Source organism: Lacinutrix sp., from assembly GCF_037625555.1.
GTDB lineage: Bacteria > Bacteroidota > Bacteroidia > Flavobacteriales > Flavobacteriaceae > Lacinutrix.
In genome coordinates this window covers 1-12,001 of the sequence record NZ_JASJHV010000011.1, presented here as the reverse complement: position 1 = coordinate 12,001, position 12,001 = coordinate 1, and the positions used below count along the sequence as shown (strand labels likewise).

Annotated in this window: 14 protein-coding genes and 1 pseudogene; 7 read left to right on the top strand and 8 right to left on the bottom strand. The window is 30.3% G+C overall.

Translation table 11 applies throughout. The features are described 5' to 3' along the window. Nucleotides 1-92: 92 nt before the first annotated feature. Complete coding sequence (locus QNK89_RS00530) at nucleotides 93-638, top strand: DUF4252 domain-containing protein (protein ID WP_340168969.1); 546 nt, start codon at nucleotides 93-95, stop codon at nucleotides 636-638. Between the two features lie 255 nt (nucleotides 639-893). Here the strand turns inward: QNK89_RS00530 and purB are convergent, their stop codons facing one another. Together purB and QNK89_RS00520 are read right to left on the bottom strand one after the other, a co-directional pair. Beyond that, a complete protein-coding gene (gene purB / locus QNK89_RS00525; protein WP_340168968.1) occupies nucleotides 894-2,237 on the bottom strand; it encodes an adenylosuccinate lyase in 1,344 nt (447 codons plus the stop codon). Between the two features lie 161 nt (nucleotides 2,238-2,398). Beyond that, nucleotides 2,399-2,908, bottom strand: a complete 510-nt coding sequence (locus tag QNK89_RS00520) for an adenylosuccinate lyase (protein ID WP_340168967.1) — start codon at nucleotides 2,906-2,908, stop codon at nucleotides 2,399-2,401. A gap of 127 nt (nucleotides 2,909-3,035) precedes the next feature. Between QNK89_RS00520 and QNK89_RS00515 the strand changes: the two genes are divergently transcribed. The 5 genes from QNK89_RS00515 (at nucleotide 3,036) to QNK89_RS00495 (ending at nucleotide 6,268) form a co-directional block, all read left to right on the top strand. Beyond that, entirely contained in the window at nucleotides 3,036-3,509 is a 474-nt protein-coding gene (locus QNK89_RS00515) for a heme-binding domain-containing protein (RefSeq protein ID WP_340168966.1), read from the top strand. Nucleotides 3,510-3,533: 24 nt separating this feature from the next. Continuing rightward, a complete protein-coding gene (locus QNK89_RS00510) occupies nucleotides 3,534-4,769 on the top strand; it encodes a glycosyltransferase family 4 protein (RefSeq protein ID WP_340168965.1) in 1,236 nt (411 codons plus the stop codon). Between the two features lie 46 nt (nucleotides 4,770-4,815). Further along, complete coding sequence (locus tag QNK89_RS00505) at nucleotides 4,816-5,220, top strand: serine hydrolase domain-containing protein (RefSeq protein WP_340168964.1); 405 nt, start codon at nucleotides 4,816-4,818, stop codon at nucleotides 5,218-5,220. A gap of 226 nt (nucleotides 5,221-5,446) precedes the next feature. Continuing rightward, nucleotides 5,447-5,905 carry a serine hydrolase gene (locus tag QNK89_RS00500; RefSeq protein WP_340168962.1) on the top strand — a complete coding sequence of 153 codons (459 nt, stop codon included), beginning with the start codon at nucleotides 5,447-5,449 and terminating at the stop codon, nucleotides 5,903-5,905. Nucleotides 5,906-5,962: 57 nt separating this feature from the next. Beyond that, nucleotides 5,963-6,268 carry a DUF3471 domain-containing protein gene (locus tag QNK89_RS00495; RefSeq protein WP_340168972.1) on the top strand — a complete coding sequence of 102 codons (306 nt, stop codon included), beginning with the start codon at nucleotides 5,963-5,965 and terminating at the stop codon, nucleotides 6,266-6,268. Nucleotides 6,269-6,313: 45 nt separating this feature from the next. Here the strand turns inward: QNK89_RS00495 and QNK89_RS00490 are convergent, their stop codons facing one another. The 3 genes from QNK89_RS00490 to QNK89_RS00480 form a co-directional block, all read right to left on the bottom strand. Beyond that, entirely contained in the window at nucleotides 6,314-6,760 is a 447-nt protein-coding gene (locus tag QNK89_RS00490) for a KTSC domain-containing protein (protein ID WP_340168961.1), read from the bottom strand. Between the two features lie 210 nt (nucleotides 6,761-6,970). Then, nucleotides 6,971-7,492 (bottom strand): hypothetical protein, encoded by a 522-nt coding sequence (locus QNK89_RS00485; protein ID WP_340168960.1) that lies wholly within the window; start codon nucleotides 7,490-7,492, stop codon nucleotides 6,971-6,973. 361 nt (nucleotides 7,493-7,853) lie between these two features. Continuing rightward, entirely contained in the window at nucleotides 7,854-9,698 is a 1,845-nt protein-coding gene (locus QNK89_RS00480; RefSeq protein WP_340168959.1) for a cystathionine beta-synthase, read from the bottom strand. Nucleotides 9,699-9,855: 157 nt separating this feature from the next. Here QNK89_RS00480 and QNK89_RS00475 point away from each other — a divergent pair. Then, nucleotides 9,856-10,540 (top strand): annotated as a pseudogene (locus QNK89_RS00475) (ATP-binding cassette domain-containing protein); the annotation flags it as partial. 281 nt (nucleotides 10,541-10,821) lie between these two features. Here QNK89_RS00475 and QNK89_RS00470 read toward each other — a convergent pair. The 3 genes from QNK89_RS00470 to QNK89_RS00460 all read right to left on the bottom strand — a co-directional run. Next, nucleotides 10,822-11,307 carry a DUF4421 family protein gene (locus tag QNK89_RS00470; protein ID WP_340168971.1) on the bottom strand — a complete coding sequence of 162 codons (486 nt, stop codon included), beginning with the start codon at nucleotides 11,305-11,307 and terminating at the stop codon, nucleotides 10,822-10,824. Between the two features lie 9 nt (nucleotides 11,308-11,316). Further along, complete coding sequence (locus QNK89_RS00465) at nucleotides 11,317-11,496, bottom strand: hypothetical protein (protein WP_340168958.1); 180 nt, start codon at nucleotides 11,494-11,496, stop codon at nucleotides 11,317-11,319. 96 nt (nucleotides 11,497-11,592) lie between these two features. After that, nucleotides 11,593-12,001 (bottom strand): Sir2 family NAD-dependent protein deacetylase (locus QNK89_RS00460; protein ID WP_340168957.1); only part of this gene is annotated, 409 nt, incomplete at its 5' end.

Here is a 12,001-nt window from a genome sequence, read left to right as displayed (position 1 = left end):
TAAGCTTGTTAATGCTTTCGATTTACCAGGCGGAAAAGAATTAGACAAAAAGAATAAGAAGTAGGAGATTACCAAATTAAATATTAAAACCCATGAAACCAATTTTTAAAACTATTGTATTTACACTTTTAATCGCTGTTGCATTAGTAAGCTGTAAAGATGAAAGTTCTATAGAAAACTACTTTGTAGATCATCAAGATAAACCAGAGTTTTTAACTATAGATTTTGCTCCAGATATGTTAGATATTAGTGAAGTTGATTTTAGTGAAGACCAGAAAAAGATTTACAAATCTTATGATAAGGTTAATGCTTTAGCTTTTAAAGTTACAGAAAACAATAAAGAAGAGTACAAAGCAGAACTAAAAAAAGCAATTGCAATTTTTAAAAATGACAAGTATGAAGAGTTGATTGAGTTTACTGATAGTGGTATTAATTTTAGAGTTAATACATTGGGAGAAGCAGATACTGTTGACGAATTTTTAGTCTTGGCAAGTACTAGTGAATTAGGGTTTGCTTTAATAAGAGTCTTAGGAGACGATATGCAACCAGAGAAATTATATGAGTTAATTTTTAAAATACAAAAGACAGATGTATATGGAAATCAACTTCAAAAAGTTATGGATTATTTAAAAGAATAATTTATAGTTTATATGTTAAAACAAAAGGCTTATCGAGAGATAAGCCTTTTGTTATTTTATGTGTATAAATCTTTATGAATCTTCAATATCTTCAGGATTTTTTTAGGTATAAATAGGTTAACTATTAATAAAATTAAAAGACAAATTAAAATAATCTTAACTGCTATGTAGTCAAGCATACTATTTAAGCCAGCTAGAAAAAATAAGCCAGTTACAATACCAACAAGATATAGAGATTGTCTATCTGTAAACATATTATATACCTGTATAATTACTTGGTGAAATTGCTTTTAATTCTGTCTTAATAGCATCACTAACCTCTAAAGTATCTATAAAATTAGATATTGATAATTTTGTAATAGCTTCGTTAGTTCTAGTAAGTCCTTTTAAAGCTTCGTAAGGATTTGGATAGGCTTCACGACGTAAAATAGTTTGTATAGCTTCTGCAACCACTGCCCAATTATTCTCTAAATCTTGAGCAAATTTTGGTTCGTTTAACAATAACTTATTTAATCCTTTTAAAGTAGATTGAAAACCAATAAGCGTATGCCCAAAAGGCACTCCTACATTACGTAAAACAGTACTATCTGTTAAATCACGTTGTAGACGTGAAACAGGTAATTTTGCAGATAAATGCTCAAAAATGGCATTAGCCATACCTAAATTACCTTCAGAGTTTTCAAAATCTATAGGGTTTACTTTGTGAGGCATAGCACTACTTCCTACTTCTCCAGCTTTAATTTTCTGCTTAAAGTAATCCATAGATACATAAGTCCAGATATCACGATCTAAATCTATAATTATTGTATTTATGCGTTTTAAACAGTCGAACAATGCTGCCATATGGTCGTAATGTTCAATTTGTGTAGTTGGGAATGAGTGTTGTAATCCAAGTTTTTCTTGTACAAAACTTCTACCAAAGGCTTTCCAATCAATAGTTGGGTAAGCTACCTTGTGTGCATTAAAGTTACCAGTTGCACCACCAAACTTTGCAGCACTTGGGATATCATTTAATAAATTAAATTGTTCTTTTAAACGTACAACAAACACTTCAATTTCTTTTCCTAAACGTGTTGGAGAAGCTGGTTGGCCATGAGTTCTAGATAACATTGGTATTGCAGCCCAATCATTTGATAACTCTTCAAGACGTTTTAATAATTCGAAATATCGAGGTACATAAACATCGTTCATAGCTTCCTTAATACTTAAAGGAATTGCTGTATTGTTTATATCTTGAGATGTTAAACCAAAGTGAATAAATTCTTTGTATTGTTCTAGACCTAATTTGTCGAATTCTTTTTTTATAAAGTATTCAACAGCCTTAACATCATGGTTTGTTACACTTTCAATGTCTTTAATGGCTTGAGCATCTTCTGTAGAAAAATCTTTATAAATTTTACGTAAATCTTCAAAAACAGAAGCACTTACTCCTTTTAGTTGAGGTAGTGGTTGTTCGCAGAGTGCAATAAAGTACTCTATTTCAACTAATACACGATATTTTATAAGGGCTTCCTCAGAAAAATAATCACCTAAGACTTCAATTTTATTTCTATAGCGACCATCTATTGGAGAGATCGCATTTAATACAGTTAATGACATAGCTTAATATTGTTGTGTTTCAAAATTTTGAAAGGTGTAAAGATAGCTAAGAAAGTTTTAAGTGCGAAGTTACACGACAGAAGTTTTGGCCAGTTATTAACTGTTTTTTAACTTTTAATTTTCTTTAAAATGTGTTTGGCTCTTGCTTTAAAACCACAACTTTACATTTGGTAATCGTGTTCTAAAATTAATTTTAATTCTGGATGAATCCAGTCATGGTCATTTCCTAGAAGAAATAGAGCATTCATGGCATAAGCTTTAGGTGCATTTTTTTTATCGTTTATCATCCAATCAAAACAAGATTCAATAATTTTTTCTTGATGTATTGCATTTAGATTATGTTTAATAGCATTATCGTGTTTACTGTAATAGGCTTTTATTAAATATTCGCAAACTTTGGCAACTGGTCTTACTGCAGAATCTAGGTGAACTTTATTAATGTTTTGTGTAAAGCAATCTAAATATGTAATAATAGTATTTAAGTTTTCACCACACATAAACTCAAAGACCCAAGCAGCGCGAGGTGATATTTTATCGTCTACCATAAAAAGGATATCTAACAGTTTTGGTATTAAATCGGGATTGTTTATTACCAAATTGGCATAGTATAATCGTTTCTCTCTAGAATGATTAACATAATTTAATTCTTGATATAAGGCTTCAGTAGTCAAATGAAATTATTATTTTTAAGTCCTCAATTTAAGTAAAACAAAATGTACTTGCCAAAAAGTATATTATTTTAAATACAATAATTACTAGATTGGAGTTGTTAACTAATTAACAATATTAATTTTTATAATGAAAAATTCAAAAAAAATACTTCTAATTTTATTAATCGTTTTTGTAGTTGCTCAATTCTTTGGGCCAGAAAAAAATGAAGGTTCTACAGAGTCATTAACTGCATTTTTTGAAGATACTAAGCCTCCAGAAATTGTAAAAGCAATATTAACAGAATCTTGTTTTGATTGCCACAGTAATACTACACGTTATCCTTGGTATAATAATATAACACCAGTAAACTATTGGATGGCAGAACATGTAAAGCATGGTACAAAACATTTTAACGTCTCTAATTGGGATAATAACTCGATTAAAAGAAAAGATCATAAAATAGAAGAGTTAATTGAAATGGTTGAAGATAAAGAAATGCCTTTAGCGTCTTACACTTGGACAAATACAGAGGCTAATTTAACAGATGCTCAAATTCAAGATATTTTAAATTGGGCAAAACAAGTAAGAACTGTTTATGCATTAGCACCAAGACCAGAGTAAACTCTTATTTTAATATTTTTATAATTGATAAAACAACTTCTCATAATAGGTTTCGTTTGGCCAGAGCCACAAAGTTCTGCAGCTGGTAGCAGAATGATGCAAATTATAGAAATTTTTAAATCAAAGAATTATAAAATCACTTTTGCAACAGCATGCACTAAAAGCGATAATGCCTTCGATTTAAAGCAAATTGATGTAGAAACTAAAACAATTGTACTTAACGATTCTAGTTTCGATACTTTTATTAAAGAATTAAATCCTGAAGTTGTACTCTTTGATCGATTTATGATTGAAGAGCAGTTTGGATGGCGTGTTGCAGAACAGTGCCCAAATGCGCTTAGAATTTTAGATACTGAAGATTTACATTGTTTAAGACGTGGTAGACATCAAGCTTTAAAAGACAATGCTTTTTTTGATGCTAACTACTTATTTAACGACACTGCAAAGCGAGAAATAGCAAGTATTTATAGATGTGATTTGTCTATTATTATTTCTGAAGTAGAAATTAGAATACTAAAAGAACAATTTCATGTTAGTCCAGATTTATTAATTTATCTGCCATTTTTACTAAATTCTATTACCTTAAGGTCTCAACGTGCATTGCCAAATTTTAAAGAGCGTAATCACTTTATTACCGTTGGAAATTTTTTACACCAACCTAATATGGATGGTTTGTTGCATTTAAAAAGAAATATTTGGCCAATTATTAGAAAAAAACTTCCAAAAGCACAAATTCATATTTATGGTGCATATGTTACAGAGCAAGCAAAACAATTAAATAATGAAGCTGATGGGTTTTTAATTAAAGGCTTTGTAGAAGATATAAATTTGTTAATGCAGCAATACAAAGTGTGTTTAGTTCCTTTACGCTATGGAGCAGGTTTAAAAGGTAAAATTATTGATGCTATGTTAAATGGTGTGCCTTGTGTTACTTCAAGTATTGGAGCAGAAGGTATGTATGGCAATTTAGAACCTAATGGTTTTGTAGAAGACGATACTAAAGATTTTACAGAAAAAGCAGTAGAGCTTTACACAAATAAAATTTTCTGGAACGGAAAACAGAAACTTGGTGTAACCATTATTAACGTTCGTTTTGATAAACAATTATACACACAAGATTTTTTAACAAAAGTCAAAAACACCCAGAATAATCTAGAACTCATGAGGCTTCATAACTTTACAGGAAGCATGCTCATGCACCATACTTTACAAAGTACAAAATTTATGAGTAAATGGATTGAGGAAAAGAATAAAAAATAATGAGCTATATTTAACAGTATCGTTATTTAATTTTAAAGTCATTATTATGAAAATCTCAACATTTAAAAAATCAATCTTTTTAATTCTTTTAGTTTTTATTTCTTTAGTAAATGCACAAATGAACTCTAAGCAAGTAGACTCTTTAGTTAACTATGTTATGAGTAAATTTAATATAGCTGGTTATGCAGTAGCTGTTGTAAAAGATTGTAAAATAATACATAGTAAAGGCTACGGAGTAAAATCTATAAATACAAAAAGTCCAGTAAACGAGCATACACAATTTGCAATCGCATCTAATAGTAAAGCCTTTACAACTGCAGCTTTAGCTATTTTAGTAGAAGAAGGTAAACTAAACAGGTTAGACAAGGTAAAAGACCATATTCCAGAATTTAGAATGTACAATCAATATGTTGAAGATAATTTTAATATACTAAGATTTAGTAACACATAGAAGTGGATTGGGATTAGGAATGGTAGATTTAATGTTTTTTCCAGATGGTACAGATTTTACAATGGACGACTTACTATCAAGTTTTCAATATTTTAAAGCAGAATCTGCTTTTAGAACTAAATGAGATTACGATAATTTATTAAACATAGTAGCAGGAGAACTTATAGCCAGAAAAAGTGGTGTAACTTTCGAAGAGTTTATTAGAATAATACCAACATTTAAAGAGATGATGAATGGAGCAGCAGGTAGTATATTTTCTAATGTAGATGACCTTTCACAATGGATGTTACTTCAATTAAACAAAGGTAAGTTTGGTGTAGATTTAAAGAAACAATTATTCTCAACGGTAAATCATCGCGAAATTTGGAGAATGCATACAGTAATGAGTGCAGATCCAAATCCTAGATACAATTCTCACTTTTCGGGTTATGGTTTAGGTTGGTTTTTATCTGATGTAATAGGAAACCTAAAAGTAGAACACACTGGAGGATTACCAGGAATGCTATCTAACACTGTTTTAATTCCAGATCTCAATTTTGGAGTTGTTATTTTAACTAATACAAGTTATGATGGAGCAGGTTTGTTCTCGTCTGTAGCAAATGCAATTACAGACGATTATTTAGGTTTAGATAATTTTAATTGGGTAGATAAATATGCTACTTATTTTAAACAGCGAGAATCTTGAACCAACTATTTTACAAATAAGGTTTGGGAAGAAGTAGCAACAGCAGACGTTTCAAAAATTACACTTAAAAATTATATAGGTTTTTATAAAGACAATTGGTTTGGTAAAGCTGAAGTTTTTAAAAAGAAAGGTAAACTATATATTAAATTTTTACGCTCTCCAAAACTAAATGGAGAGTTACAGTATTATAAGGATAATACTTTTGCTGTAAAGTGGGAGTACCAAGACATGAATGCAGATGCATTTGTAACCTTTAGCTTAAATAATAGTGGTAAAGCACAAAGTATTAAAATAAAAGGAATATCTCCAGATATAGATTTTAGTTTCGATTTTCAAGATTTAAATTTACAACGCGTAGATTAATTATATAATTTTGAGGCTTTTTTTATAATGGTGTTTTATGCTTTACTAAGCAACAACATCTTTCTTCTTAATTTTCCTGTATGTAAACGAGTTAAAAACACTACGTTTAGCAAAACGTGTTTGCTTATCGCTTTTAGAGAATTTTATGTATAACGCTTTATTTACTCCAAAATACTCATAAGTATTACCATCTAAAAACGATACTTCTAAAAGTAAACCTTTATGTTTCCAATCCATAATTGGAGAGTTAATAGTAATGTTGTACTCTTCTAAATTAGCAGCATGAGTTTCTGGAGCAATACTAACTAAAAAATGGTAAGCATCAATAACTTTACGTCCCATTTCATCTGCTTCAGCAGCTTTTTCATCTTGATCTTGAAACTTATCTGGATGCCATTCTTTAACTAAGTTTCTGTATTTTTTTTTAAGTTCTCCAAGTGTAGGTTTAGCCTCAACTTCAAATAACTTTCTGTACTCGTTTATGCGCTTCATAATAATACTATTTTTAATAGTGCGCGAAATTACTCAATTGTTTTGAATTGAGAGTAAGTTTGTTTGGTAAGTTTTGTTTTGTTTTTTTTATGCACGAAGCAAAATCCCAAAGATTTTGTGACATTATAAATATACACAGACCTTGGCTTAAAGACCGAAGTCCATATTAATTATAGCCATTGTTGTGCTTTCGTTATTTTTCTAAAGAATTTAATCATTGTTGTTTAGCTCCTCTTGAATTTTTTTATCAACGAATTCTAAGATTTTATATAATCTATCTATTAGTAGTTGTTGAGAGATTGTCGTTTCAACTTTAAAGGTTAGTAAGTTCCAAAGTTCTAAATTATCATAGAACTGCTCATAGTTTGTACTAGGTCCTCCTGTTTTTAGTTTATTCAAATCAGCACCACCATACACCACTTCTGCATAATTTATAGTATTATAAAAGTAAGGTTCTATAGAGGTGGAATATTGATTATACATATATTTGTAATTACTATTTAAATCGTTTAATGCCATGCTAAAATATTGAAACCCTAATTTTAGAGAGTCATTTTTAATCTTTGCTAAATAGCCTTCATTTAAAAACTCATTTATGATTGGAAATAAAAAATCAGATTTGTATGCCGTACCTAAAGCACCTAAAGTTTCTTTTAGAAGATACAATGAGTCTCTGTTTTTTAAATTGATAATGTCAAGACTTCTATTGTTTTGTTGATTTAGTGTATCCAATGATGCTTTAAACCAGTTGGATCTTTCTTTAGTGATTGTACTCTCTTCATGAATTTTAGTGTAATAATTTTCTATCTCTGCCTTTTCATTCTTATTGTTATTTCAATTATTAATAGAGAGCGCAATTAAAATACCTATAACAACAAGCACGATTTCACCAATTGCATATTTGAAATACTTTCCAATTTTTCCTTCCGAAAGTAAATTTTGTCTAATTTTTCTAAATGAATTTTATCATTGGTTAGCAGTTTCTGGTAATGAAGCACAACGTATAGGATGATATGAAATCGTTTAAATGTTTATATCATCAGTTGGTTTAAATTCGAAGTTCGTGTATTTTTTTTACAAAGTCAAGTTTTAGCTAAATAGAATCTACAAAATCTGTAAACACTTTTTTGTGTAATTCTAAATCCATATTTGCAGATAACGAGGCACGTACAATATAATCTTTATCGCCTTCTTTGGTTGTGCCTTGAGTAGAGGTTGCTGGTATTGTCCAGTAACAGCCTTTTAGTTGCCCATAACTTACGCAGTATTTACTTTTGTTAGGAATTTTAGTAATCATTAAATTAATTAATTTAAGATTTAAAGCTCTTTTGTAACTTTCTTTAGCCTCTGTAGTGGCTCCTTTTGTTGGTAAATCTAGCGAAAAAACAGAAGGCATAAATCCTTGTTCTGCTAGTGTTTTAGAAACAAAATTAATTTTAGCTTCTGGTAAAGTTTCTTGAATATGGTTTACAAACTCGCGTGTATTTTTATAAGCGTCTTTAATTCGCTGCGTCATTGTTGGTAAATATCTTGCCAATATGTCTAACTGTAAAGCAGTCGCTTGGTTATCGCAAAGTATAAGATGCTTTTCTATTTTCTCTATTAAAGCTTCTGTTTTTTTATTGACTAAGCAGTAACCAGCAGTGCATTGTCCACCACTAGGAAATTTAGAGCCACTAGCAAAAGAAATGGTTCTTACAGAAGATAGAATTTCACCTTCACCTAAAAATTGCACAGTAGGGCAAAAGGTTTGGTCTAGTATAAAAACTGGATCTATTGCAATTGTGCCTTTTTTTGTTTTACGTTCTTGACTTAAAACAGCCTTTAATTCTAAAAGATTTGGAACCTCAACTCTAGGGTTTGTTGGTATTTCTGCAATAATGTATGGCACTGCATCTTGGTTTGCAATTTTATTTAAAACTAGGTCTATGCTTTTAACCATATCATTACCACCATCTACTGGTAAATCTACTATTTCAACATTGTCTAGGCAAGCAGCAACACGTCTTGCTTGGTCGTTTGTGCCTCCATAACAATTTGGTGGTACTACAATTTTAATGGCTTTGCCTTGATGTTTTTCTATGGCATGGTGTATTAAACCCATTAAAATAGCATACTGTATAGATAAACCGCTAGAAGCTACCAAAGGCTTTGTTGTTGTGCCTGTAACGGCCTTAATAGCATTTAAAACTTTTGTTTTGTTTGCTTGAGCAGTTTTGTTTACTGTATTAAAATTAGGGTTTTCTACAAGTGTATTTAATGCAGTTAAAGCATTATCTGGTGTCATGGCTATGGTTTCTCTGCGTCGCACATGTTGTATGTCTTTTACATAACTTTCGTTTTCCTTTCCATTTATTAATAACACACTTCCTAGTTGTGCATAACTATTAATGTAAAAATCAATGTTAGCGTTAGGTGTCGTTGGGTTTATTTTATCTTCATTAGAAATAAAAATAGTAGTACCATTAAATATAGAAATAGCTGTAGTATTTTCTACTTGCTTTACGTTAAATGAATAACCATAAACGCTTTTTAAAACTTCAGCATCAAAAAAAGAGGGTAAGCTTCCTGTGTAAAGAATTTGGGTATTTTTATTATCGAATAAATTTTTTCTTAATATGGCTAAAACTGGTATGGTTTGAGACGAAAAACTAATAACGTGTTCTGGCTCTAAACCGTTTGATTTAGCAATTGCCCATTCTAGAATACAGGATAGAGGATGGCCAAGTCTTATATAATCGTAAGCAGTTGGTAATTGGCTAAGTGCAGTCGTTTTAGAATTATTGTTATTAAACAAATTTTCAAACTGTTCTAAAAATTCACTTTTAGCGAATTTTTCGTTGTAAATTTCTAATCGATGCGTGGTTAGGTTTAACCAATCTGTAGGCCTGTTTTCTAATACTTCTTTAATATAATTTAGCATGGTATTCTCTTTCATAATTAATAAACTTAGACAGTTTGCAATTTACGTTTTACTAATTGTTAATAGAAATTAGAATGAAAGAAAATATTGTTTTTTTTCTTCATATAAAACCTGCTTTTAATAAAGAGAATATTTGTCTTTTTCTTAATTTCGCGCTTTTAATTAAATAGATATGATTACAGCAGATAATTTAGCAGTAGAATTTAGTGGTACAAACTTATTTAGCGATGTTAACTTTGTTATAAATCCAAACGATAAAATCGCATTAATGGGAAAAAATGGTGCAGGAAAATCTACTATGATGAAGATTGTAGCTGTTGTTCAAAGTCCAACACGTGGTAAAATAAGTCATCCAAAAGAAACTGTAATTGCTTACTTGCCAGCATTTATTAACAGAAGATAATTGTACTGTTTTTGAAGAAGCCTCTAAAGCATTCGCTTATGTTTTTAAAATAAAAAACGAAATGGACGCGTATAATAAAGCACTAGAAACGCGAACAGATTACGAGAGCGATGAGTACATGTCTATTATAGAAAAAGTAAGCGAGTTAGGTGAACAATACTATGCTTTAGAAGATGTAAATTATGATGCTGAAATTGAGAAGGCTTTAAAAGGTTTGGGTTTTAAACAAGACGATTTTACCAGATTAACTAATGAGTTTTCTGGAGGTTGGCGTATATGAATTGAATTGGCTAAAATACTACTACAAAAACCAGATTTAATTTTATTAGATGAGCCTACTAATCACTTAGATTTAAAATCTAAAGATGTTTTAAAAGAGGCTCTTTTAAGTTTTGATGGTACTTTAATTTTTGTGTCTCATGATCGTGATTTCTTACAAGGCTTATCTCAAAAAGTATACGAATTTAAAGAGCAACGCGTAATCGAGCATTTTGAAACTATTGATGCTTTTCTTGAGAGAAACCGTATTAAGAGTATTAAAGAAATGAACCTCTAGTTAGGTTAGCCTTTTACCTTTTTTTTAAGCCAATCTACTCTTTTTTCTAAAGATTTTGGAGCGTTAAAACGGTAACCAAAATAAAGATTAGCATAGCTTCTATCGCTAATTATATTGGTTTTTGTTTTAGCATTTGATGCCTTAGAATCGAAATTAAAATTTGCCCCTGCTACTATGTTTTAAGAGGTGTAACCAAAGTATAAACCTAAGTTTAAAGAGTTTGTAAATAAGGTGTTTTGTGTACTAGTTTCTGCCAAGCTATAATCTGTGTAACGTAATCCTAAAGCAGGAGAAAGAGAAGGTATTACAAACCAATTCTTTTCTATTACCCAAGTATAATAATAATCTGAAGCAATAGAAATACCATACATATTTTGTGCTTCTTTATAGCCATCTACTCGGTCTGATATGCGTTGGTATCCATATCGTAAGGTAGGTATTAAACTTCCAGCACTTTTGCCTTGCCACTCTTTATTAAACAACACATGTTTTAAAGAAAAATTTGGGTTAATTACAAAAGAGGTCGCACCATTCCAGCTAGTGGTTTTAAAGTCTGGAAACGCCTTTTGTTCATTATCTAAAGTCCCACCATTTCTATAAAAACCACGAACACGTCTGTATTGTATATTTTGTATCCATTGGTTTAAAAATAAGCGAAGTGTTATGTCTTGAAACTAAGATTTGTATGGTAAATTTCTATCTTTTAGAGAGAAACCGATGCTTAATCCAATAAATTCATAATTTGCAGAAGCAGTAAATTTAAAGATAGTATTTGCTGTTAAATTAAAATTCTCAGTTTCACTGTTTTGTAAAGAGTAGGACTCCGTTTGTGTGTTAATATTTGCTTTTAGCATAATTTTATGCCGAAAAAAGGAAATAAAAGAGTCATTTTCTTGACTGTAACCACTAATAGAAATGCAAATAAAAAAGACTAGAATTATAACTCTCATTTAGTTTATTAGGTTTATAAATTCTTGAATACCTTCTGTAGTTTTATTTTTAATTACAGTTATGTTTTTTGAGTTACTAATAGCTGGATTAGGGTCTATAAAATAGGTTGGTGTATTTTCTGGTACATAATGCATTAAACTAGCCGCAGGATATACTTGCATAGACGTGCCAATAATAAGTAAAATATCTGCGGTATTACAAATCGTTACAGCCTTGTCAATCATTGGTACAGCTTCGCCAAACCAAACTATATTTGGTCTTAGTTGGTGTCCATTTTCATCTAAATCTCCAATATTTAAGTTTGTAGACCATGGTTTTACTACTTCCTCATTTTTTATGGAGCGTACTTTTAGTAATTCGCCGTGTAAATGTATAACGTTACTACTTCCTGCACGCTCGTGTAAATCG